We start from the raw sequence: 21,238 nt of genomic DNA on the forward strand, positions 1-21,238 counted from the left end.
GCGGAGCGCGACCATGACCGAGCCGGAGCGGACCGGCGAGCCCATCCGGGTCCTGATCACCGACGACCACCCCATCTACCGGCAGGGCCTGCGCGGGCTGCTGCAGGCCCTCGGCATCGAGGTGGTCGCCGAGGCCGAGAACGGCCCCGACGCCGTCCGGCTCGCCGCCGAACTGCAGCCCGACGTCGTCGTGATGGACCTGCAGATGCCCGGCGGCAACGGCATCGAGGCCACCCGCACCATCACCCGCACCAGCCCCCGCATCGGCGTGCTGGTCCTGACGATGTTCCGCGACGACGACTCGGTGTTCGCCGCCATGCGCGCCGGCGCCCGCGGCTACCTGCTCAAGGAGTCCGGCGCCGAGGAGATCGCCCGCGCCGTCCGCGCCGTCGCCGCCGGCGAGGCCATCTACGGCCCCGAGATCGCCCGCCGGGTGCTGGCCTACTTCACCGAGATGCCCGACCCCCGCCAGGCCGCCTTCCCCCAGCTCACCGAACGCGAACGCGAGGTCCTCGAACTCATCGCCCAGGGCCGCAGCAACGCCGAGATCGCCGCCACCCTCTTCCTCAGCCAGAAGACCGTCCGCAACCACGTCTCGAACATCTTCCTGAAACTCCACGTCGCCGACCGCGCCCAGGCCATCGTCCTGGCCCGGGAAGCCGGCCTCGGCGACCCCACCCGCTCCCCCGGCCCCCGCTGACCCCACCCACGCAAGCACCAGCGAAGGTGAGCGCAGCTCACCGGGCAGGCCGGACGCGGCCCGCGGCGAGCGTCCAACGCGAGACGCAGCCGGGGGGCTCCGGGGGGTCGCCCCCCGGGAGACACCAAGGGCGGGGCCCCGGCGAAGGTCAGCGCAACTCACCGAGCAGGCCGGACGGCCCGCGGCGAGCGTCCAACGCGAGACGCAACCGGGGGGCTCCGGGGGGTCGCCCCCCGGGAGACACCAAGGGCGGGGCCCCGGCGAAGGTGAGCAAAGCTCACCGAGCAGGGTGACCCGCCCCGTCCGCCCCCCTCTCAGGCGGACTTTTCGCGGGGTTCGCGTTTGGTGCGTTCGCGGGGGACGAGGGTGGGGTTGACGTGCTCCAGCACGGCCTCGCGCGTGATCACGACGCGGGCGACGTCCTGGCGGCTGGGGACCTCGTACATCACCGACAGGAGGACCTCCTCCATGATGGCGCGCAGGCCGCGGGCGCCGGTGCCGCGCAGGATGGCCTGGTCGGCGATGGCCTCCAGCGCGTCGGAGGTGAACTCCAGGTCCACACCGTCCAGCTCGAACAGCCGGTGGTACTGCTTGACCAGCGCGTTCTTCGGCTCGGTGAGGATGTTGATCAGCGCCTCCCGATCCAGGTTGTGCACGCTGGTGATGATCGGGAGACGGCCGATGAACTCGGGGATCATGCCGAACTTCAGCAGGTCCTCGGGCATCACGTCGGCCAGCACGTTGCTGGACTCGGCGAAGTCGTCCTTGGAGCGGATGACCGCGCCGAAGCCCATGCCCTGCTTGCCCACCCGGGACTCGACGATCTTCTCCAGCCCGGCGAAGGCGCCGCCGCAGATGAACAGCACGTTGGTGGTGTCGATCTGGATGAACTCCTGGTGCGGGTGCTTGCGGCCGCCCTGCGGCGGGACGCTCGCGGTGGTCCCCTCCAGGATCTTCAGCAGCGCCTGCTGGACGCCCTCGCCGGACACGTCGCGGGTGATCGACGGGTTCTCGCTCTTGCGGGCGATCTTGTCGACCTCGTCGATGTAGATGATCCCGGTCTCGGCCTTCTTGACGTCGTAGTCGGCCGCCTGGATCAGTTTGAGCAGGATGTTCTCGACGTCCTCGCCGACGTATCCGGCCTCCGTCAGCGCCGTCGCGTCGGCGATCGCGAACGGCACGTTCAGGAGCTTGGCGAGCGTCTGCGCGAGCAGCGTCTTACCCGACCCGGTCGGCCCCAGCAGCAGGATGTTCGACTTGGCCAGCTCGACCGCGTCGTCCCGCCCGGTGTCGCCGGACTGGATGCGCTTGTAGTGGTTGTAGACGGCCACCGACAGCGCCTTCTTGGCCGCCTCCTGCCCGATGACGTAGGAGTCCAAGAATTCGTAGATCTCCCGCGGCTTGGGCAGGCTGTCCCACTTGAGGTCGGAGGTCTCGGCGAGCTCCTCCTCGATGATCTCGTTGCAGAGATCGATGCACTCGTCGCAGATGTACACGCCCGGACCCGCGATGAGCTTCTTGACCTGCTTCTGGCTCTTCCCGCAGAACGAGCACTTGAGCAGGTCACCACCGTCGCCGATGCGTGCCACCCAACTGTCTCCTTTTCGTGGGGCCGCCCGCCCGTGGAGGATGCGGCGCAGCTCGGTTGCGTGTCCCGAAGGCTCTCGACGTTGGAATCGACGTTACCGTCTCCAACGGACTTGGTAAGCCCCTCGCCCGGAAGAATGCCGACCGGGCTGGGGGTCTCCCACGTCCGGGTGCCGTCTCAGGACGACACTACCTCGGCCTTGCGCTTCCTGCTGACGAAGACGTCGTCGATCAGACCGTACTCCTTGGCCTCATCAGCGGTGAGGATCTTGTCGCGCTCGATGTCCCGCCGGACCTCTTCGATGCTCTTGCCGCTGTGCCGGGCCAGGATGTCCTCCAGCTGCTCTCGGATGCGCATGATCTCGCGGGCCTGGATCTCGATGTCGCTGGCCTGGCCGTAGGAGCCCTCGGTGGCCGGCTGGTGGATGAAGATCCGGGAGTTGGGCAGCGCGGCGCGCTTGCCCGGGCTGCCGGCCGCCAGCAGCACCGCCGCGGCGGAGGCCGCCTGGCCGATGCACACCGTCTGGATGTCCGGCTTGACGAACTGCATCGTGTCGTAGATCGCCGTCATGGCCGTGAACGAGCCGCCGGGCGAGTTGATGTAGATGCTGATGTCGCGGTCCGGGTCGATCGACTCCAGGGTGATCAGCTGGGCCATGACGTCGTTGGCCGACGCGTCGTCGATCTGCACGCCGAGGAAGATGATCCGCTCCTCGAAGAGCTTGTTGTACGGGTTCATCTCCTTGACCCCGTACGTGGTGCGCTCGACGAAGGAGGGGATGATGTAGCGGTTGTCCACGGGCATCGGCGCGCGGCCCGCCTGGATCAGGTCGTACGCGCCGGGCCGGATGAGCTCACTCACTGAAAGTGCCTCCGCTTTTCGTGCGGGTGGTCAGGAGACGGGGCCCTCGGAGGGCACCTGGGTGGCGCTGAGCACCACGTGGTCGACGAAGCCGTAGTCGCGGGCCTCCTCGGCGGTGAACCAGCGGTCGCGGTCGGAGTCCTTCTCGATCTGCTCGACCGACTGACCGGTGTGCGAGGCGATCCGCTCGGCCAGCGTCTTCTTGACGTACAGCATCTGCTCGGCCTGGATCTTGATGTCCGAGGCGGTGCCGCCGATGCCGCCGGACGGCTGGTGCATCATGATCCGCGCGTGCGGCAGGGCGTAGCGCTTGCCGCGGGTGCCCGCGCACAGCAGGAACTGCCCCATCGACGCGGCCAGGCCCATGGCGACGGTGACGATGTCGTTCGGCACGTACTGCATGACGTCGTAGATCGCCATGCCCGCGGTGACCGAACCGCCGGGCGAGTTGATGTACAGGGTGATGTCGCGGCGCCCGTCCTCGGCCGACAGCAGCAGCAGCTCGGCGCAGATGCGGTTGGCGATGTCGTCGTCGACCTGCTGGCCGAGGACCACGATGCGCTCACGCAGCAGGCGCTGGAACAGCTGCTCGCTGAGCGGCAGCAGGGGCGCTTCGGCGACCCTCGACTGGATCGGCGACTGGTCGTTCGTCGGAGGCATGCTCACCGGTGTGTTCCTCCGGTCCTTTAATCGGTTCGGATGATTGGACATTAACGCGCTGGAGCGACCGTTCACGCCGGGAGGGCTGCCTTTTCGCTGGGGGCGTACCCCCGACGCCCGGACGCACCGGTACGTTTCACCCCCGCCCCCACGCGGGCACGCCCTGCACCTCTGCAAGGTGCAAGGCATTCCCATGCACGTCGCAGGGCCGCCTGGTACTCCCCTCCCGGTTCCCCCGCTGCGCCCCAACAAGCCACAACGCATCCGCCGCTTGGCCGAAGTCACCTGCCGGCACGCCCAGCCCCGTCCCAGGTGCCCCACCAGCCATCCCGCTACCGTGCGCGCCCTCCAGTCCGGCCCCTCCGGCGTCAGCCATTGCGTGTGGACACGGTGGCCGTGCGCTGCACCGAGGGTGTCTCTGCACTGGCTCACAGGGGCGCGGTGCGGCATGCGGCGAGTCAGGGACGCGCGAGGGGGCGCCTCGCCTTGGGGAGGGCACCGGCTCTCCGGCGGCCGATGGGCCACTGACTTCTGGCGGTAATGATCGGCCCGGGGGGGTATCGGCAGGGCGATCGCAGAGGGGCCCTGCTCGCGCGGACGGCGACAGGGCGGAACCGGTGGGACGTCGGCGCTGCCAGCGCGTGAGGGGACGCCTCGTTCTCGGGCGATGGCGCTGGAGCTGGGGCGTGGTGAGCGCCGGGCAGTTGCGGCGAGGGGCGGCAGCGGCGGCGCGCCTGAACGGCGTACACGGGCGCAGGGCCGGTGAGAAGGCGGCGGGCTCTGCGCGGTCAGATGGCGGGGCCCGGGAAGGCCATGGGAACGGCACGTCCGTTCCCTGGCAGAGGTGGCGCCGGCGGCCGTTGCCGTGGGGCCGGGGCGGCGGGCGCCACCTCGTGCGGGTGTTCGAGCGGTGCGCGTGGGCCGACGCCACAGCGCCCTGGGCGTCCGGCGGCACGCGGCCGCACGCCGCCTGCCGGCGGGCGCGCCGGGCAGGCGGGCTCGTCACATCCCCGTCAGGAGTCCTTCTTGTCGGACTCGGCGGGCTTGTCCGTCTCGGCGGCGGGCTCGGCGGCGGCCTCGGCGGCGGGCTCGGCCTCGGTCTCGGCCTCGGCGGCGGGCTCCTCGGCTTCCGGAGCCTCCTGCGCGTCCTCGGACTCGGCCTGGACGGTCTCGCCGTTCAGTTCGCGCTGGATCGCCTCGACGTCGAGCTGGTTGCCGGACTCGTCCTTGATCGTGACGTGCTCGACGACCAGGTTGAGGGCCTTGCTGCGCAGCACCTCGGAGACGATCGCGGGCAGCTGGTTGTTCTCGGTGAGGTACTGGGCGAGCTGCTGCGGCGCCACGCCCATCTGCATGGCCTGCGTGACGACGTACTCGCTGAGCTCCTCGTTCTCGACGCCCAGCTCCTCCTGGACGGCGAGCTGGTCGAGCACGAAGCCGCCCTTGACCGCCTGGCGGGCCGCCTCGGCGACCTCGGCGTCGAAGTCCTCCTCGGACTTCTCCTCGCCCTCCAGGTAGTCGGCCTTGGTCATGCCCGCCATCTGCAGCTGCTGCTCCAGCTGCTGGTTGCGGCGGCTGATCTCCTCCTCGACCACCTTCTCGGGCAGCGGGATGTCGATCTTTTCGAGCAGGGCCTCGAGGGCGCGGTCGCGGGCCTGGGACAGCTGCTGCATGCGCAGCTGCCGCTCCAGCCGGGTGCGCACGTCCGCGCGCAGCTCCTCCAGCGTGTCGAACTCGCTGGCGAGCTGGGCGAACTCGTCGTCGAGCTCGGGCAGGTTCTTGACCTTGACGCTCTGCACGGTGGCCGTGATCTCGGCCTCCTCGCCGGCGCGCTCGCCGTCGGTGAGCGAGGCGGTGAAGGTGGCGCTCTCGCCCGCCTTCAGGCCGGTGAGGGCGTCGTCCAGGCCCTCCACCGACGAGCCGCTGCCGACCTCGTACGACAGGCCGGTGGTGGAGGCGTCCTCGACGGTCTCGTCGTCGATCTTGGCGACGAGGTCGACGACGGCGAAGTCGCCCTCCTCGACGGCGCGGTCGACGGTGGTCAGCGAGGCGAACCGCTCACGCAGGTTGCCGATGGTCTCCTCGACGCGCTCGTCGGTGACGACCGCGTCGTCGACCACGACCTCCAGGCCGTCGTAGTCGGGCACCTCGAACTTGGGCCGGATGTCGACCTCGGCGGTGAACGCGAACTGCTTGCCGTCGTCGAGTTCGGTCACCTCGACGTCGGGCTGGCCGAGGACGAAGATCTCCGTCTCCTCGACGGCGCGGCCGTACAGCTGCGGAAGCGCGTCGTTGACCGCCTCCTGCAGGACCGCGCCCCGGCCGACGTACTTGTCGATCAGCGGGGCGGGGACCTTGCCGGGCCGGAAGCCCTTGATCCGCACCTGACGCGAGATCTCCTTGTACGCCTTGTCGAGGTTCGGCTTGAGCTCGTCGAACGGAACCTCGACGGTGAGCTTGACCCGGGTCGGGGTCAGCTCCTCGACATCGGTCTTCACTGGGGTTGGTCTCCTTGATCGGGCGCTGTCTCGGCCGCGGCGTTCGACGCGTACTCAGCCAGCCGGTATCTCAGGCAGGCGCGGGCACGCCGAAGAGGACTCCGCGCCTTCGCGCCGCCAAGTCTATGGGGTCGCGGCGGCGTCTGCGGACATCGGACGGCCACTTTCGGCGGCCGGACGCCCCGAGCGCGTACGCCGAGGTCATCAACTTGTCGCGTACCGGATGACATACCCAGAGTAGGGACGGGCCGGTCAACGATCATGCGAGGGGTGTGACATGGCGCACCCCGAACATCCATACTCGTGCGGGATGAACGGGATAGCCGCGGCCTTTGGGGCGACTGCGCTCTATTATGTCGCCTTCGCCGTGTTCCGACTGGCCGCCGCCCGGGTGGAACCCCTGCGCGGCAACCGCATCCCGCGCATGGCCTGGGTGGTGCTGACCGACTGGATCTTCCTGGCCGGGCTGGCGCTGGCGCTGGGCGGACTGGTGCTGCAGATCATCGCCATGGGCGAGCTGGCGCTGGGCGTGGCCATCCCGATCTTCATGTCCGGACTGCTGCCGCTGCTGCTCATCGCGCTGGTGTTCTTCGGCGAGGGGCTGACCGCGCGCGAGTGGCTGAGCCTGGTGCTGGTCGGCGGCGCGGTCGCGCTGCTGGTGCTGTCGATGCGCGACGCCCCGTCGATCGGCGGGGCGGACGTGCCGCCGTGGCGGCTGGCGGCGGCCGCCGTTCCGGCGCTGCTGGTGCCGCTGGTGATCCTGGTGATGGAGGACGTGCGGCCGGACGGACGGCACGCGCGCCCGGTGACCGGCATCGCCTACGGGCTGGCGTCGGGGTTCCCGGTGGGCACCGCCGAGCTGGCGATCAAGGGGTGGAGCGACGCGGGCGGCGCCGACCCGGACGTGCTGGCGACCCCGTACCCGTATGTGACGGTGCTGGCGGCGGCGGTCGGCTTCGGCATCATGGTCGCGGCGTTCCAGCGGTGCCGGGTGGCGATCGTGGCGACCGTGATGACCGTGGCCGCCAAGTCCTACCTGCTGCTCATGGGCACGCTGCTGTACGGGGAGCCATGGCCGCGGGACATGGCGCACTCGGCGATGCGGCTGGGCGCGCTGGCGCTGGCGGCGGTCGCGGTGGCGCAGTTCCCCCGGCACCGTCCCGTCGCGGAGTCCGCCGAGGCCGGGGAGCCGCAGCCGCCCGCACGCGATCCGTTCGGCGGGGTCCCGCCGTCGCGCGATCCGCTGTCGCGTGCCCCGTTCGGGCAGGCGCATCTCGCCGCGCCGTACCTGGAGCAGCCGCCTCCGGGTGCGCCGCCCGCGCGGGGCCCTTCCGCGGACGATCCCCCGGGGCAGGTCCCATACTGGCCGAGCCCCCCGGAAGAAGAGCAGCGTCCTCCGGGCTAGAGAACGCCCCGGCACCGCGCGGTGCCGGGGCGTTCTTTCCGTCACTCAGTTTTTACGTCGTTCAGCGGCGACCTTTGCCTTGGCCGCCCATGCCGGGGAGCCCCTTGTCGAGACCGGCGCGGCGCAGCGCGTCGGCCATGGCGCCGCCGCCGCCCGCGGGTCCGCCGCGGCGGCCGTCGCCGCGTCCGCCGCCACGGCCCTGGCCGTTGCCGCCGCGCCCCTGGCCGTTGCCGCGGCCGCCCTGGCGGCGCTGGCGGTCGCCCTGGCGGTCGCCCTGGCCGCCGCCGCGCCTGCCGCCCGGACCGCCCGCGCCGCCGCCCGCGCCGCCGGAGGCGGGGAGCTCGTCGTCCAGGCGCAGGGTCAGCGAGATCCGCTTGCGCTGCAGGTCGACGTCCAGCACCTTGACGCGGACGATGTCGCCGGGCTTGACGACGTCGCGCGGGTCCTCCACGAACCTGTCGGACATCGCGGAGATGTGCACGAGGCCGTCCTGGTGCACGCCGACGTCGACGAACGCCCCGAACGCCGCGACGTTGGTGACCACGCCCTCCAGGATCATGCCCGGCTTGAGGTCGCCGAGGGTGTCGACGCCCTCCTTGAACTCGGCCGTCCGGAACGCCGGACGCGGGTCGCGGCCGGGCTTCTCCAGCTCGGCGAGGATGTCGGTGACGGTCGGCAGGCCGAAGGTGTCGTCGACGAAGTCGGCGGGCTTGAGCGAGCGCAGCGCGGCGGTGTTGCCGATCAGGCCCTTGATGTCGGTGCGGGCGGCGTCGAGGATGCGGCGCACCACCGGGTACGCCTCCGGGTGCACGCTGGACGCGTCGAGCGGGTCGTCGCCGCCGGGGATGCGCAGGAAGCCCGCGCACTGCTCGAACGCCTTGGGGCCGAGCCGCGGCACCTCCTTGAGCCCGGCGCGGGTGCGGAAGGGGCCGTTGGCGTCGCGGTGGGAGACGATGTTCTCCGCCAGCGTCTCGCCGATGCCCGACACGCGGGTCAGCAGCGGCACCGAGGCGGTGTTGACGTCGACGCCGACGGCGTTCACGCAGTCCTCGACGACGGCGTCCAGCGAGCGCGACAGCTTCACCTCGGACACGTCGTGCTGGTACTGCCCGACCCCGATCGACTTGGGGTCGATCTTGACGAGCTCGGCCAGCGGGTCCTGCAGCCGGCGGGCGATCGACACCGCGCCGCGCAGCGACACGTCCAGGTCGGGCAGCTCGCGGGCGGCGTAGGCGGACGCCGAGTACACCGACGCGCCCGCCTCCGACACCATGATCTTGGTGAGCCCGAGGTCGGGGTGGCGGGCGATGAGGTCGGCGGCGAGCTTGTCGGTCTCGCGGGACGCGGTGCCGTTGCCGATCGCGACCAGCTCGACGTTGTGGGCGCGGGCGAGCCGGGCCAGGGTCTCGATCGACTCGTCCCACCGGCGGCGCGGCTCGTGCGGGAAGATGGTGTCGGTGGCGACGACCTTGCCGGTGGCGTCCACGACGGCGACCTTCACGCCGGTGCGCAGCCCCGGGTCCAGGCCCATGGTGGCGCGGGTGCCGGCGGGCGCGGCCAGCAGCAGGTCGCGCAGGTTGGCGGCGAACACCCGCACCGCCTCGTCCTCGGCCTCCTGGCGCAGCCGGGTGCGCAGGTCGATGCCCAGGTGGACCTGGATGCGGGTGCGCCAGGCCCAGCGCACCACGTCGTTGAGCCAGCGGTCGGCGGGCCGGCCCTGGTCGACGATGCCGAAGCGCCGGGCGATCTCCACCTCGTAGGAGCTGCGCGCGACCGGCTCGTCACCGGTCTCCTCCGGCTCCAGGTCGAGGTCGAGGACCTCCTCCTTCTCGCCGCGGAACAGCGCCAGGACGCGGTGCGAGGGCAGCTTGTCCAGCGGTTCGGCGAAGTCGAAGTAGTCGGCGAACTTGGCGCCGCTCTCCTCCTTGCCCTCGCGCACCTTGGACACCAGGCGGCCGCGGGACCACATGCGCTCGCGCAGCGCGCCGATCAGGTCGGCGTCCTCGGCGAACCGCTCGACGAGGATCGCGCGGGCCCCCTCCAGCGCCGCGGCGGTGTCGGCGACGCCCCGGTCCTGGTCGACGTAGGCTGCGGCCGCCTCCTGCGGGTCGTTGGCCGGGTCGCCGAGGAGCAGGTCGGCCAGCGGCTCCAGGCCCGCCTCGCGGGCGATCTGCGCCTTGGTGCGGCGCTTGGGCTTGTAGGGCAGGTAGATGTCCTCCAGCCGCGCCTTGGAGTCGGCGGCGATGATCTGCGCGCGCAGCTCGTCGGTGAGCTTGCCCTGCGACTCGATGGACTCCAGGATCGCGGTGCGCCGCTCGTCCAGCTCCCGCAGGTAGCGCAGGCGCTCCTCCAGGGCGCGCAGCTGCCCGTCGTCGAGGGCGCCGGTGGCCTCCTTGCGGTAGCGGGCGATGAACGGCACGGTGGCGCCGCCGTCGAGCAGCTCGACGGCGACGCGGACCTGCCCTTCGCGCACGCCGAGTTCCTCGGCGATGCGCTGGGCGATCGGCGCGGCGCCGGGGACGGCGCGGCCGTCGGCCGCCTGGGCGGGGTTCGCTGTCTGCGTGTTGGACGCTGTCACGTTCTTGGATTCGCTTTCTCCGCTGGGTTCGCCAGTGCATTGTCCAGGGAATCGGCCCGCTTGTCGCGTCGCCCGCGCGGATCGGCGAGGCCCCGCGTCGGTCGCGGGCGCCGCGGATGGTGGGGTTTCACCCACCCCCTGAGTGCCCGCAGGTGGGGCTAGGCCCCTGCCGACCCTGCCCGTGGACGAACACAATGGGCGGGTCGCGTCACGATACGAGTCGCGTCACGATACGAGAGGGGAAGCGGTGAACCAGAAGGTCGGCGGCCGCTTCTGGAAGACGGCGCAACGGGGGCTGCTGTCCTGCCTGCGCGGCCTGGTACGGGCGATTCTGTCGCTGGCGGCGGGGATCCCGTTGTTCGTCCTGAGCGTGGTGTCCATCGTGTTGATCCCCGTGGGGGTGGGGCTGGTCCTGGCCCCGCTCGCGCTGACCGGCGTGCGCCTGTTCGCCGATCTGCAGCGGGTGTGGGCGGCTGAGTGGTCGGGCGTGCCGGTTCCCAGCCCGTACCGTCCGCTGCCCGCACGTGGGCCGCTGCGGCGGCTGCGGGGCATGCTGGCCGACCCCGCGACGTGGCGTGACCTGTTGTGGACGCTGCTGAACGCGCCCGTCGGGCTGCTGCTGAACCTCCTGCCCCTGGCCATGGTGGTGTACGGGCTGGAGGGCGTCGTCGTGGCCTCGTGGCTGGGGCAGGTCGCCGGGTACGGGTGGGGTCCGTTCTGGCCGCTGGGCGACTGGGGCGTCGTCGGCGTCGCCGGATGCGTCGTGCTCGGCGCCCTGCTCACGCAGGCCGGGCTGCGGTGGGGGCCGCACATCCTCAAGGGGTACGCGCTGTTCGTCCAGTCGCTGCTCGCGCCCACCCGCGGCGCCCTCCAGGAGCGGGTGCGGCGGCTCACCGAGACGCGCGCGGACACCGTGGACGCCTCGGCCGCCGAGCTGCGCCGCATCGAACGCGACCTGCACGACGGGGCGCAGGCCCGGCTGGTGGCGCTCAGCATGAACATCGGGCTGGCCGAGGAGCTGATGAAGCAGAACCCCGAGGCCGCGCAGGAGCTGCTGGCCGAGGCGCGGGCGGCCAGCGGGCAGGCCCTCACCGAGCTGCGCGACCTGGTGCGCGGCATCCACCCGCCGGTGCTGGCCGAGCGCGGCCTGGACGGCGCCGTCCAGGCGCTGGCGCTGTCCCTGCCGCTGCCCGTCGACGTGCGGATCGACGTGCCGGGACGGGCCGAGGCGCCGGTGGAGTCGGCGGCGTACTTCGCCGTGGCCGAGATGCTGGCCAACGTGGTCAAGCACAGCGGCGCCCAGCGCGCCTGGGTGCAGATCGAGCACGACGGCGACCGGCTGCTGATGCTCGTCGGGGACGACGGGACCGGCGGCGCCGACCCGGGGCGGGGCAGCGGCATGCGGGGGATCGAGCGGCGGCTGGCCGCCTTCGATGGCACGATGGCCGTGACCAGTCCCCCGGGCGGACCCACCGTCGTGACCATGGAGCTGCCGTGCGCGTTGTCATCGCCGAGGACCTCGCCCTCCTGAGGGACGGCCTGATCAGGCTGCTGGAGGCGTTCGGGTTCGAGGTGGTGGAGGCGGTCGACAACGGGCCGTCCCTGGTGCGGGCCCTGACCACCCACCGTCCCGAGGTGGCGGTGGTGGACGTGCGGCTGCCGCCGACGTTCACCGACGAGGGGCTGAAGGCGGCGCTGGAGGCGCGCAAACAGATCCCGGGCCTGCCGGTCCTGGTGCTGTCGCAGCACGTGGAGCAGCTGTACGCGCGCGAGCTGCTGTCCGACAGCACCGGCGGCGTCGGCTACCTGCTCAAGGACCGGGTGTCGGACGTCGGCCAGTTCGTCGACGCGGTGCGCCGGGTGGCGGGGGGCGGCACGGCGCTGGACCCGGACGTGGTGGCCCAGCTGCTGACCAAGCGGGCCCGGGAGGAGCCGCTGCAGGCGCTGACGCCACGCGAGCGCGAGGTGCTGGGCCTGATGGCCGAGGGACGGTCGAACGCGGCGATCGCCGCCCGCCTGTTCGTGACGGAGAAGGCGATCAGCAAGCACACCAACAGCATCTTCGGCAAGCTCGGCCTGCCGCCGTCGGAGGACGACAACCGCCGCGTGCTGGCCGTCCTGGCCTACCTCGGCGCCTGACCGGCGGCGGCCGCCGGCGCTAGGCGGCCCACGGCGGGACGATGCGGTCGGTGCCCTTGGGAGCCATGTCGCATCCGTCGCCGACGCCGTCGGGGTTGTAGACGCGGCCGCCCGCCGCCGCGGCCACCACGGCGACGAAGCCGCCCTCGGTGGTCACCCGGCGGGGAACGTCGGCGGCCATCACCACGGTGTCCCCGGCGGCCGCCTCCAGGACGCGGCCGCCCAGGTCGATCGTGGCGTCGCCGTCCAGGAAGCTCCACACCTGCTCGGCGTCGATGGCGTGCAGCGGGCCGCGGCGTCCGGCGGGCATGTCGACGCGCCACACGGCGACCGCGCCGGTGCCGCCCTGCGTGGGCGTGGCGAGGGTCGTCATCAGGGCGTTGGGCGTCCGGGTCCGGCGCGCGTCGGCGTCGCGTACGAGGGTCATGTCCGTTCACCCCTAGGATAGACAATAAGGTTGTCCATATAGTCAACGAGGTTGTCTTTCATGTCAACTCCGGGGTACGAGCTGCCGCTGCGGCTGCTGATGGGCTTTCGCGTGATCATCGATGAGCTGCACGCGGAGCTGGCCTCCCAGGGGCATCCGGACCTTCGCCCCATGCACGGCTTCGTGTTCCAGGCGATCGGGCCGAACGGCACGACGGCCGCCGAACTGGGCCGCCGCCTGGGCGTGTCCAAGCAGGCCGCGGGCAAGACGGTCGAGCACCTGGAACGGCTCGGGTACGTCACGCGGGGCGGCGACCCCGCCGACGCGCGGCGCAAGGTCGTCCGGCTGACCGACCGGGGCCTCGACGCGCTGGCGCGCTCGGCGCGCGGCTTCGACCGCATCCGCGAGCGCTGGGAGCGGACGCTCGGGGCCGACCGGCTGGCGGCCGTCGAGGAGGACCTGCGGACGATGACGCCGGCCGACCACTTCCCGCTCGACGTCCCCGGCTGGTTCGGCAACCTGTGAACCGGGCGCGGCGGCCGCGCGTACCAAGGCGCGTCCGGCGCGCGGCGAGGCCCGCGGCCCCGGCGGGGCGGACGGAGCGGCGACCGTACGTCCGCAGGCAGCCGCACAGACCACCGCGGCGCCGGGAAATCGGCGGTCAGGGGCCTCTTGATGGGGCGGGCGGCCGCGGCTACGATCCAGCTAATTCTTAGGAAACTTTCCTAAGAGTGGCGCCGAACGGACGCCGTGGCCCCCCGCCGTGACCCGCCGACCATCCGCCTCCGCACACCCGTACACCGCGCCGCGCGACGCGCGCACCGCGGGCATGGCGGCACGGGCCCGCGCTCCTCGGCCGATCGGGGTTTCCGACTGGTTTCGGGGGACGAGCGAACGGAGAAGCATGTCCAGATCGGGCGGACGGCGGGCGATCGCCCTCGCCGGCGCACTGACGCTCGCGGCGGCCGGAACTGCGGTCGTCGCACCCGCGGCCGCGACCGCGGCGGCCGCGGTCACCGCGACCTGTACCAAGACCTCCGACTGGGGCACCGGCTTCGAGGGCAAGTGCACCATCACCAACGGGACGGCCACGGCGCTCTCCGGCTGGAAGCTGGAGTTCGACCTGCCGTCCGGCACGTCCATCGGGTCCACCTGGGACGCCACCAAGACCGTCTCGGGCAACCACTACACGTTCACCAACGTCGGCTGGAACGCCACCGTCAACCCGGGCGGCACCGCCTCGTTCGGCTTCGGCGGCACCGGCTCCGGCTGGATCTCCGGCTGCACGGTCAACGGCGGCGCGTGCGACGGCAGCGGACAGCCGGGCGGCGACACCCAGGCCCCGTCCGCGCCGGGCAACCTGCGCTCCACCGGCAAGACCTCCACCAGCGTCACGCTGGCGTGGAACGCCGCGAACGACAACGTGGGCGTCACCGCCTACGACGTGTACCGGGGCGACACCAAGGCCGACACCGTCACCGGCACCACGGCCACGGTGTCGGGCCTGTCGCCCAGCACCGCCTACACGTTCACGGTCAAGGCCCGGGACGCGGCGGGCAACACCTCTCCCGCGTCCAACGCCGTGTCGGTCACCACCGACGCCGGCGGCGGCGACCCGGGCCCGTCCGGCGGCAAGGTGATCGGCTACTTCGCCCAGTGGGGCGTCTACCAGCGCGGCTACCACGTCAAGAACATCGACACCAGCGGGTCGGCCGCCAAGCTCACGCACATCAACTACGCCTTCGGCAACGTGCAGAACGGCCAGTGCACGATCGGCGACAGCTACGCCGACTACGACCGGTTCTACAGCGCCGCCGAGAGCGTCGACGGCCAGGCCGACTCCTGGGACGCCGGCGCGCTGCGCGGCAGCTTCAACCAGCTGCGCAAGCTGAAGAAGAAGTACCCGCACCTGAAGGTGCTGTGGTCGTTCGGCGGCTGGACCTGGTCCGGCGGCTTCGGGCAGGCCGCCGCCAACCCGGCCGCGTTCGCCGACTCCTGCTACAAGCTGGTCGAGGACCCGCGCTGGGCGGACGTGTTCGACGGCATCGACATCGACTGGGAGTACCCGAACGCCTGCGGGCTGACCTGCGACAGCAGCGGCCCGGCCGCGTTCCGCAACCTGATGTCGGCGCTGCGGCAGCGGTTCGGCTCCGGCAACCTCGTCACCGCCGCGATCACCGCGGACGCCACGGCGGGCGGCAAGATCGACGCGGCCGACTACGCGGGCGCCGCCCAGTACGTCGACTGGTACCTGCCGATGACGTACGACTTCTTCGGCGCCTGGGACGCCGCGGGCCCGACCGCCCCGCACTCGCCGCTCACCTCCTACCCGGGCATCCCCCGGGAGGGCTTCAACTCGGACGCGACCATCCAGAAGCTGAAGTCCAAGGGCGTCCCGGCGAGCAAGCTGCTGCTGGGCATCGGGTTCTACGGCCGCGGCTGGACGGGCGTCACGCAGAGCGCCCCGGGCGGCTCGGCCACCGGCCCCGCGCCCGGCACCTACGAGCAGGGCATCGAGGACTACAAGGTGCTCAAGGGCCGCTGCCCGGCCACCGGCACCGTGGGCGGCACCGCGTACGCCCACTGCGGCAACCAGTGGTGGAGCTACGACACGCCCGCCACGATCGGCGGCAAGATGACCTACGCCAAGAACCAGGGGCTGGCGGGCTCGTTCTTCTGGGAACTGAGCGGCGACACCACCAACGGCGAGCTCATCACCGCCATGCGCAACGGCCTCGGCTGATTCCCGCCGGACCGTCCGCCGGGTGACCGCCGCCACGCAGGCGCCTCAACGATCATCCGACGGGCCGGGCCCCTGACGGCTCCACGATCGGCCGTCAGGGGCCCTTCCACGTACCGGCCCCTGTATCAGCCCGCTGTGCCGGTCGCCCGTGTCAGTCGTCCAGGACGGGCGCGAGGGCGTCGGCGAGGGCCCGCAGGTAGTCGTCGGCGTCGCCCGGCACGTCCGGGTACTCCTTGCGGAACTCGTCCCAGTCCACGCCGCCGCGCAGGATGCGGCGCAGGCCGGTCTCCCCCGCGCCGGCGGCGGCGAACGTGTCGCGCAGCAGCCGGGCCGACGGCGTGACGTGGCGGGACAGGAGCCACGCGTCGTACAGGTCCTTGCCCTGCGGGTACGGGTCGTCGGCCAGCCACAGCAGCTTCCACGCCAGCGACAACTCCGGTGTGGCGGCGTTGAGCAGGGCGGGCTCGCCGTCGTCGCCGCGCGGGACGAGCGTGGGCTCGGGCGGGGCGGGCAGCTCCTCCCCGAAGACGAAGTCGAGCTGGACGGTGCCGTGCGGCAGGCCGTCGGTCCTCCAGTGCAGCAGGAGCCGCCGTCCGGGCACGCGGTCGTAGGTCCAGATGTCCTCGGTGACGGCGCCGTCGGCGCGCACCCGCACCTCGTCGCCGGCGGAGAGGTGGTCGGCGGTCGCGGCGATGCCGTCCATCATCCGGCGGGTGCGCCCCTCGGGCATGCGCCACGACGGCGGCACCACCACGAAGTCCAGGTCGCCGGGCTCGCGGGCGGCGGCGCCGTACCACGCACGCAGCAGGACGCTGCCGCGCAGCACCAGGTTGTCGGCCCACGGCGACTCGCCGACCGCGGCGAGCACGTGGTCGACGGCGCGGCGGCGCGCGGCGTACCAGCGGGCGTCCTGCTCGGCGGACGCGAACCGAGGCTCGCCCGCCCGCATCGCCATGAAGTGCTGGACGAGCGCCGGGTCGAACACGGGCCGCTGGACGGCACCGGGCACCGGGCGCAGCGTCGCGGGCAGGCCGAGGCGGCGGCGCGTCCCGGCGTCGGGGGTGTCGTGCGGAACCTCGTCGTCGGCCGGCCAGGGGCCGTGGTCGAAGTCGTCCCACCGGGTCGTCATGGCGCGGCCTCCGTGATCCAGCCGTCGTCGAGCGAGACGTCGTCGTCGAACACCACGAACTCGCGTTCCACGGACGCGATGTCGAGCCCCTGGGCGCGGAGGACGGCGGTGAGCGCGTCCAGGCGCCGTCCGGCCGTCCGCGCGCCGACGCCGTGGCAGCGCTGGGTGACGAACCGTTCGCGCCTGCCGTCCGCGCGGACGCGGCGCGCGTTGCGCGACAGGTGCGCGGCATGCGGGGCGACGGACGCGGCCAGGGCGGCGGTGTCGTCACCGGCCTCCAGCAGCAGCTTGATGTGGTGTTCGAAGTAGTACGGGCCGCCGGCGTCGGCGTCGGCGTCGGACGCGGGCACGCCCTCGTTCCAGGGCGCCGCCTCGATCTTCGTCCGGGTCACCGTGAAACCGCCGGCGCGCAGGTCGTCGGCGGCGCGCCGGGCGGCGGCCCTGGCCTGGGCGAAGGTTCCGGTCGTGCGCCGCGTCAGCATCGGCTGGGAGGGGACGCGGCCACGGTCGAGGACGATGTGCGCGAACTTCAGCCCGTGGTCGTCCGCCCAGCGGGCGAGGGCGTCGATGTCCTCCTCGCCGCGGCACCGCACCGTCAGATGCGTCTCGAATTCGCCGATCACGCGCATGAACGGGGATTATCCAGAACGGTTCTCCGCACGGCACGCGGATTTCGCGGCAGGGTAGATTCACCCTGTGGGAAAGCCGAACGCCGTCGAGGCGGTGCTGTTCGACCTCGACGGCACGCTGATGGACCACGAGGCGGCGGCGTCGCGGGCCGTCGTGCGGTCGCTGCCCGGCTTCGACCCCGAGCACGTCGCCCGCCGCTGGCACGAGCTGACAGAGATCACCATGAACCGCTACCTGGCGGGCAAGCTGGGCTTCACCGAACAACGCCTGCTGCGGATCACCACGCTCGCCGACGAACTCGGCGTCGGCCCCTGGGACGCCGACCGCGCCGCCGCGTGGATGACCGAATACCAGCGGCGCTACCGGGAGGCATGGCGCGCCTACCCCGACGCGCGGCCCGTGCTGGAGGAGCTGGAGCGGCGCGCGCTGCTGCTGGGCGTCATCACCAATGGAGACGCCGCCCAGCAGCGCGCGAAGGTGCAGCGGATCGGTCTCGGTTCCCACCTGCCGTACGTGGTGGCGTCGAGCGAGGCGGGGGCCGCCAAGCCCGACCCGGCCATCTTCCGCCGCGCCTGCGCGGGCCTGGGGCTGGCCCCGCACGCGGTCGCCTACGTCGGCGACCGGCTGCACACCGACGCCCTCGCCGCGGCGTCGGCGGGCCTGCACGGAGTCTGGCTCGACCGCCCCGGGGGAACCCGCGTGGAGGCGGACGGGGACGCCGGGCCGGAGGCTCCCCAGGTCCACCGGATCACCACGCTTGCCGACCTCTCCGACCTTTTCAGTCGGTTTTGAGCACGGCTTCGATGTCGAGGGTGATGTCGATCGAGTGGGCCAGCACCACGGCGCCGCCGGGGACGGTGCCCTCGCCACCGACCCCGAAGTCGAGCCGGTTGATCCGGCCGGTGGCGGTGAACCCGGCGCGGGCGCCCTTGGACGGGTCCTCCAGGAAGTAGTCGGGGCCGAAGCCGCCGAGTTCCAGGCGCAGCGGCACGGGCCTGGTCACGTCCTTGATGGTCAGCTCGCCGTTCAGCGCGAACACCTCCCCGTCGGGCCGCAGGCCGGTGGAGCGGTAGGTGATCGTCGGATACCGGTCGGCCTCGAAGAAGTCGGCGTTGCGCAGGTGGGCGTCGCGGTCGGCGTTGCCGGTGTCCACCGAGGCCACCTGGATGGTGGCGGTCACCGCGGACTCCAGCGGGTCGTCCGCGGTGACGATCTCGGCGGTGAAGTCGCCGAAGCGCCCGCGGACCCTGGCGACCATCAGGTGCCGGATCGATCGAGGGCATCAGCCAGCGGATGCTCACCGTCACCCTGCGCGGCCTCGAACGCGACGGGCTGGTCTCCCGCACCGTCTACCCGGTGATGCCGCCCCGCGTCGACTACGCCCTCACCCCGCTCGGCCGCACCCTGCTGGACGCCGTCGGCACCCTCGTGACCTGGGTGGAGACCCATCTGGAGGAGGTCGTCGAGGCCCGCTCCCGCTACGACGCCCGCGCCCGGGAGGAAGCCGCCCTCACCGCCCGCTGACGGCCGGAAATCCGCGGGCCGCCCCTCAGGAGGGGAGGTCGGCGTCGCAGAAGACGCACACGTAGTGGGCGTCCTTCACCAGGTTGAGCTCCCCGCAGGACGGGCAGTGGCGGAAGACGAACACGTCCGTGAAACCGCCGGGGTGCGGCACTCGCGCCCGGTCGAGCGCGGCGGCCACGGCGGGCCAGCATCCGGCGTCGGGGCAGTAGCCGGTGGACTGGTTGGTGACCCCGGTGACGGCCCAGCGTCCGTCGCGGCCGTCGAAGGCGATCTCTCCGGCGGCCAGCACGGGGCGGCCGCCGGCGCACGCCACGTGCTCGCTGCGGCGCGGCGCGATCAGCAGCGTGCCGTCCCCGTCCACGACGAAGGTAAACGGCTCGTCGCGTTCGTCGCGGCGCTCGGCGAGCCATTCGTCCAGGTCGGCCGGGGAACGGACGGGCCGTCCCGCCACCCCGTCGACCCGCCGCAGGATCTCGGCCGGCCCGACGTACTCGTACGGCATACCGGCGACCCTACGGAAAATCCGGACGAGGCCGCGGACCACGAACGGTCACCGTCGAACGCACGAGGCCGCCCTCAGGCGGACCACGAGTCACACGACGCCGTCATTTTCCCGAGGCGTAAAGTCGGAAGACACGCGCGATTGTCAGAGGAACCAGCTAAAACGATCACATGTCTCACGTTCCACCGATGATCCACTCCGCCACAGCGTCAGGCCCGGCGTACCTGCTGGCCTGGGAGCGGCTGCCCGACGGCGTCTGGGGCGCCCGCATCGCCTGGATCGAGATGGAGGGCGAGTCCTGGAAGGGCCGCACCGCCCATGTCACCGCCGACGACATCGCCAAACTGGACGGCCAGGACTACTCCACCGTCCCCCGCCGCGATTCCTGACGCCCCGCCCCCATCGACACCATCACCGGCAACCACCCGCCCCATTGCCCTGTGACAGCGCGGCATATTCGGGTGGCCCTTACCCCCGAGGCCGGCCCGCCATTAGAGGGCGCTTTCGCGGCTGACACCGCACAGGTTGACGAAAACACCTCCGCCAGGGCGCCGGGGAATGTCGCACGGTCGCACGTCGGAGACCATCGCGTTCGGACGCGCAGACGGCGACGAAATGTGGAACTCTGCCGGGTTGAGGGTGTCATGGATGCGGTACTGTCCTGCCACCCCCATATTCGCGCGACCGCCTGGGGAGGACCGGTGTCGCACTTCACCAGAGTACGGACGCGGATGGTCGACGGGCAGGTGCTGCGGCGGGCTCTGGAGAAGATGGGGTACCGGGTCGAGCCGGCCGGGCAGGGCGTGCGCGGTTACGGGGGGCAGCGTTCCGCGGCCGAGTTCAAGATCCAGCCCGCCGGAAGCGCACACGAGATCGGCTTCGTCTCCTCGGGGCAGGGATATGTGATCGTCGCCGACTGGTGGGGGATCAGGGGTCTGGAGCAGGCCGCGTTCACGCGGACGGTGAATCAGCAGTATGCGCTCGTGAGCACGCTGTCGGCACTCGAGGCGCGCGGTTTCGAGGTCGACGCGCAGACCACCGGCGAATCCGGAGAGATCAGGGTCGTGCTGCGCCGGACCGCGGGGATGTGATCACGTGGAAGAGACCGTCGAGGTGACGATCCGCCCGGACGGACGGGTCGAGATTCACGTCACCGGGGTGGACGGCATGGCATGTCTGGACACCACCCAGGAACTCGTCTCCCTTCTCGGCGGTGAGGTCGAGGCTCAGGAACTCACGGCCGAGGCGTACAACACCGAAACGGAAGAGCAGCAGGACAGGTTGTGGCACTAGCGCCCGACGCCTGGCTGGTTCACGCCGTATTGCCCCGGAGCCTCGCGAACGGTCCGGGCGAACGGTTCGTCATCTGGACCCAGGGCTGTTCGCTCGGCTGCGAGGGCTGCTTCAATCCGCGGACCCACGGCTCCGGCGGCCGGCCTGTCCGGGTGGAGGACATGGTCGACGACGTCCTCGGCACCGAAGGGATCGAAGGGATCACGATCACCGGCGGAGAGCCGCTGGAGCAGCCACGGCACCTCGCCGAGTTCTGCCGGGAGATCCGGCGTCGCCGCGATCTGGGGATCGTGCTGCTGACCGGCTTCACCAGGCCGGAGATCGAGGCCGACCGGGACCGCCTGCCCGCCGCCGCCCTCGCCGACATGGTGATCGCCGGCCGGTACAACGCCCGGCTCCGTCTGGGGCGGGGGCTGCGCGGCTCCGCGAACAAGGAGTACTGGGCGGTGACCGGCCGGTACGCGCCCGCGGACTTCGACGCGCTCCCCGACACGGAGGTCGTGATCGAGGCGGACGGCACGGTGCTGGTGACCGGAATGCGGGCGTGGCAGGAGGAGTGAG

At 71.9% G+C, this 21,238-nt stretch carries 22 protein-coding genes; 12 read left to right on the forward strand and 10 right to left on the reverse strand.

Features of this window, described 5'->3' with window-relative positions; all coding sequences use genetic code 11:
• Window positions 1–13: 13 nt before the first annotated feature.
• Complete coding sequence (locus ABZ801_RS26815; protein ID WP_360702658.1) at window positions 14–700, forward strand: response regulator transcription factor; 687 nt, start codon at window positions 14–16, stop codon at window positions 698–700.
• 314 nt (window positions 701–1,014) lie between these two features.
• On the opposite strand, the gene clpX is transcribed toward ABZ801_RS26815, so the two are convergent.
• The 4 genes from clpX to tig all read right to left on the reverse strand — a co-directional run bounded on the left by clpX (window position 1,015) and on the right by tig (window position 6,307).
• The gene (gene clpX, locus ABZ801_RS26820) at window positions 1,015–2,289 is read right to left on the reverse strand and encodes an ATP-dependent Clp protease ATP-binding subunit ClpX (RefSeq protein ID WP_344951159.1); all 1,275 of its coding nucleotides are present in this window, start codon (window positions 2,287–2,289) and stop codon (window positions 1,015–1,017) included.
• A gap of 176 nt (window positions 2,290–2,465) precedes the next feature.
• Window positions 2,466–3,092 (reverse strand): ATP-dependent Clp protease proteolytic subunit, encoded by a 627-nt coding sequence (locus ABZ801_RS26825; protein WP_344951184.1) that lies wholly within the window; start codon window positions 3,090–3,092, stop codon window positions 2,466–2,468.
• A gap of 87 nt (window positions 3,093–3,179) precedes the next feature.
• The gene (locus tag ABZ801_RS26830) at window positions 3,180–3,809 is read right to left on the reverse strand and encodes an ATP-dependent Clp protease proteolytic subunit (protein ID WP_344951187.1); all 630 of its coding nucleotides are present in this window, start codon (window positions 3,807–3,809) and stop codon (window positions 3,180–3,182) included.
• A 1,013-nt stretch (window positions 3,810–4,822) separates the two neighbouring features.
• Entirely contained in the window at window positions 4,823–6,307 is a 1,485-nt protein-coding gene (gene tig / locus ABZ801_RS26835) for a trigger factor (RefSeq protein WP_360702661.1), read from the reverse strand.
• Window positions 6,308–6,674: 367 nt separating this feature from the next.
• Here tig and ABZ801_RS26840 point away from each other — a divergent pair, with 367 nt between their 5' ends.
• Entirely contained in the window at window positions 6,675–7,712 is a 1,038-nt protein-coding gene (locus ABZ801_RS26840) for a hypothetical protein (RefSeq protein ID WP_360702664.1), read from the forward strand.
• 61 nt (window positions 7,713–7,773) lie between these two features.
• On the opposite strand, the gene ABZ801_RS26845 is transcribed toward ABZ801_RS26840, so the two are convergent.
• Window positions 7,774–10,215: a Tex family protein gene (locus ABZ801_RS26845; protein WP_360703114.1), complete on the reverse strand. Its 2,442-nt coding sequence runs from the start codon at window positions 10,213–10,215 to the stop codon at window positions 7,774–7,776.
• Between the two features lie 322 nt (window positions 10,216–10,537).
• On the opposite strand from ABZ801_RS26845, the gene ABZ801_RS26850 reads away from it, so the two are divergent.
• Window positions 10,538–11,821, forward strand: coding sequence for a sensor domain-containing protein (locus tag ABZ801_RS26850; protein ID WP_360702667.1), 1,284 nt, complete (start codon window positions 10,538–10,540; stop codon window positions 11,819–11,821).
• Window positions 11,785–12,429: a response regulator transcription factor gene (locus ABZ801_RS26855; RefSeq protein WP_344952512.1), complete on the forward strand. Its 645-nt coding sequence runs from the start codon at window positions 11,785–11,787 to the stop codon at window positions 12,427–12,429. The genes ABZ801_RS26850 and ABZ801_RS26855 overlap by 37 nt, the downstream gene beginning before the upstream one ends.
• Window positions 12,430–12,448: 19 nt before the next feature.
• Here the strand turns inward: ABZ801_RS26855 and ABZ801_RS26860 are convergent, their stop codons facing one another.
• The gene (locus ABZ801_RS26860) at window positions 12,449–12,856 is read right to left on the reverse strand and encodes a cupin (RefSeq protein ID WP_360702670.1); all 408 of its coding nucleotides are present in this window, start codon (window positions 12,854–12,856) and stop codon (window positions 12,449–12,451) included.
• A 60-nt stretch (window positions 12,857–12,916) separates the two neighbouring features.
• Between ABZ801_RS26860 and ABZ801_RS26865 the strand changes: the two genes are divergently transcribed.
• Entirely contained in the window at window positions 12,917–13,381 is a 465-nt protein-coding gene (locus tag ABZ801_RS26865) for a MarR family winged helix-turn-helix transcriptional regulator (protein WP_360702673.1), read from the forward strand.
• A gap of 379 nt (window positions 13,382–13,760) precedes the next feature.
• Window positions 13,761–15,599, forward strand: a complete 1,839-nt coding sequence (locus ABZ801_RS26870; RefSeq protein WP_360702675.1) for a glycosyl hydrolase family 18 protein — start codon at window positions 13,761–13,763, stop codon at window positions 15,597–15,599.
• A 151-nt stretch (window positions 15,600–15,750) separates the two neighbouring features.
• Here the strand turns inward: ABZ801_RS26870 and ABZ801_RS26875 are convergent, their stop codons facing one another.
• Both ABZ801_RS26875 and ABZ801_RS26880 read right to left on the reverse strand, forming a co-directional pair.
• On the reverse strand, window positions 15,751–16,728 hold the full coding sequence (locus ABZ801_RS26875; protein WP_360702678.1) for a nucleotidyl transferase AbiEii/AbiGii toxin family protein: 978 nt from the start codon (window positions 16,726–16,728) through the stop codon (window positions 15,751–15,753).
• Window positions 16,725–17,357, reverse strand: a complete 633-nt coding sequence (locus ABZ801_RS26880) for a hypothetical protein (RefSeq protein ID WP_360702681.1) — start codon at window positions 17,355–17,357, stop codon at window positions 16,725–16,727. The genes ABZ801_RS26875 and ABZ801_RS26880 overlap by 4 nt, the downstream gene beginning before the upstream one ends.
• A 67-nt stretch (window positions 17,358–17,424) precedes the next feature.
• Here ABZ801_RS26880 and ABZ801_RS26885 point away from each other — a divergent pair, with 67 nt between their 5' ends.
• Complete coding sequence (locus ABZ801_RS26885; protein WP_360702684.1) at window positions 17,425–18,150, forward strand: HAD family hydrolase; 726 nt, start codon at window positions 17,425–17,427, stop codon at window positions 18,148–18,150.
• On the opposite strand, the gene ABZ801_RS26890 is transcribed toward ABZ801_RS26885, so the two are convergent.
• Window positions 18,137–18,616 carry a YceI family protein gene (locus ABZ801_RS26890; protein ID WP_360702686.1) on the reverse strand — a complete coding sequence of 160 codons (480 nt, stop codon included), beginning with the start codon at window positions 18,614–18,616 and terminating at the stop codon, window positions 18,137–18,139. The two genes, ABZ801_RS26885 and ABZ801_RS26890, sit on opposite strands and share 14 nt — an antisense overlap.
• Window positions 18,617–18,651: 35 nt before the next feature.
• On the opposite strand from ABZ801_RS26890, the gene ABZ801_RS26895 reads away from it, so the two are divergent.
• Window positions 18,652–18,882 (forward strand): helix-turn-helix domain-containing protein, encoded by a 231-nt coding sequence (locus ABZ801_RS26895; RefSeq protein ID WP_360702689.1) that lies wholly within the window; start codon window positions 18,652–18,654, stop codon window positions 18,880–18,882.
• 25 nt (window positions 18,883–18,907) lie between these two features.
• Here ABZ801_RS26895 and ABZ801_RS26900 read toward each other — a convergent pair whose 3' ends face one another.
• Complete coding sequence (locus ABZ801_RS26900; RefSeq protein WP_360702692.1) at window positions 18,908–19,384, reverse strand: hypothetical protein; 477 nt, start codon at window positions 19,382–19,384, stop codon at window positions 18,908–18,910.
• 170 nt (window positions 19,385–19,554) lie between these two features.
• Here ABZ801_RS26900 and ABZ801_RS26905 point away from each other — a divergent pair, with 170 nt between their 5' ends.
• The 4 genes from ABZ801_RS26905 to ABZ801_RS26920 all read left to right on the forward strand — a co-directional run bounded on the left by ABZ801_RS26905 (window position 19,555) and on the right by ABZ801_RS26920 (window position 21,237).
• Window positions 19,555–19,773, forward strand: a complete 219-nt coding sequence (locus tag ABZ801_RS26905; protein ID WP_360702695.1) for a hypothetical protein — start codon at window positions 19,555–19,557, stop codon at window positions 19,771–19,773.
• 342 nt (window positions 19,774–20,115) lie between these two features.
• Window positions 20,116–20,475: a DUF1257 domain-containing protein gene (locus ABZ801_RS26910; protein WP_360702698.1), complete on the forward strand. Its 360-nt coding sequence runs from the start codon at window positions 20,116–20,118 to the stop codon at window positions 20,473–20,475.
• Between the two features lie 4 nt (window positions 20,476–20,479).
• Window positions 20,480–20,677 carry a DUF2997 domain-containing protein gene (locus ABZ801_RS26915; protein ID WP_360702701.1) on the forward strand — a complete coding sequence of 66 codons (198 nt, stop codon included), beginning with the start codon at window positions 20,480–20,482 and terminating at the stop codon, window positions 20,675–20,677.
• A complete protein-coding gene (locus ABZ801_RS26920) occupies window positions 20,668–21,237 on the forward strand; it encodes a 4Fe-4S single cluster domain-containing protein (protein WP_360702703.1) in 570 nt (189 codons plus the stop codon). The genes ABZ801_RS26915 and ABZ801_RS26920 overlap by 10 nt, the downstream gene beginning before the upstream one ends.
• Window position 21,238 lies beyond the last annotated feature (1 nt).

The organism is Actinomadura sp. NPDC047616, assembly GCF_040642915.1.
Classification (GTDB): domain Bacteria; phylum Actinomycetota; class Actinomycetes; order Streptosporangiales; family Streptosporangiaceae; genus Spirillospora; species Spirillospora miaoliensis.

Coding starts and splice junctions, on each gene's coding strand:
- ABZ801_RS26880 (WP_360702681.1), bottom strand. CDS start 17,357: ATGCGCGTGATCGGCGAATTCGAGACGCATCTGACGGTGCGGTGCCGC.
- ABZ801_RS26910 (WP_360702698.1), top strand. CDS start 20,116: ATGGTCGACGGGCAGGTGCTGCGGCGGGCTCTGGAGAAGATGGGGTAC.
- ABZ801_RS26860 (WP_360702670.1), bottom strand. CDS start 12,856: ATGACCCTCGTACGCGACGCCGACGCGCGCCGGACCCGGACGCCCAAC.
- ABZ801_RS26895 (WP_360702689.1), top strand. CDS start 18,652: ATGCTCACCGTCACCCTGCGCGGCCTCGAACGCGACGGGCTGGTCTCC.
- ABZ801_RS26830 (WP_344951187.1), bottom strand. CDS start 3,809: ATGCCTCCGACGAACGACCAGTCGCCGATCCAGTCGAGGGTCGCCGAA.
- ABZ801_RS26865 (WP_360702673.1), top strand. CDS start 12,917: ATGTCAACTCCGGGGTACGAGCTGCCGCTGCGGCTGCTGATGGGCTTT.
- ABZ801_RS26900 (WP_360702692.1), bottom strand. CDS start 19,384: ATGCCGTACGAGTACGTCGGGCCGGCCGAGATCCTGCGGCGGGTCGAC.
- ABZ801_RS26905 (WP_360702695.1), top strand. CDS start 19,555: ATGTCTCACGTTCCACCGATGATCCACTCCGCCACAGCGTCAGGCCCG.
- ABZ801_RS26815 (WP_360702658.1), top strand. CDS start 14: ATGACCGAGCCGGAGCGGACCGGCGAGCCCATCCGGGTCCTGATCACC.
- ABZ801_RS26890 (WP_360702686.1), bottom strand. CDS start 18,616: ATGGTCGCCAGGGTCCGCGGGCGCTTCGGCGACTTCACCGCCGAGATC.
- ABZ801_RS26875 (WP_360702678.1), bottom strand. CDS start 16,728: ATGACGACCCGGTGGGACGACTTCGACCACGGCCCCTGGCCGGCCGAC.
- ABZ801_RS26870 (WP_360702675.1), top strand. CDS start 13,761: ATGTCCAGATCGGGCGGACGGCGGGCGATCGCCCTCGCCGGCGCACTG.
- ABZ801_RS26825 (WP_344951184.1), bottom strand. CDS start 3,092: ATGCCCGTGGACAACCGCTACATCATCCCCTCCTTCGTCGAGCGCACC.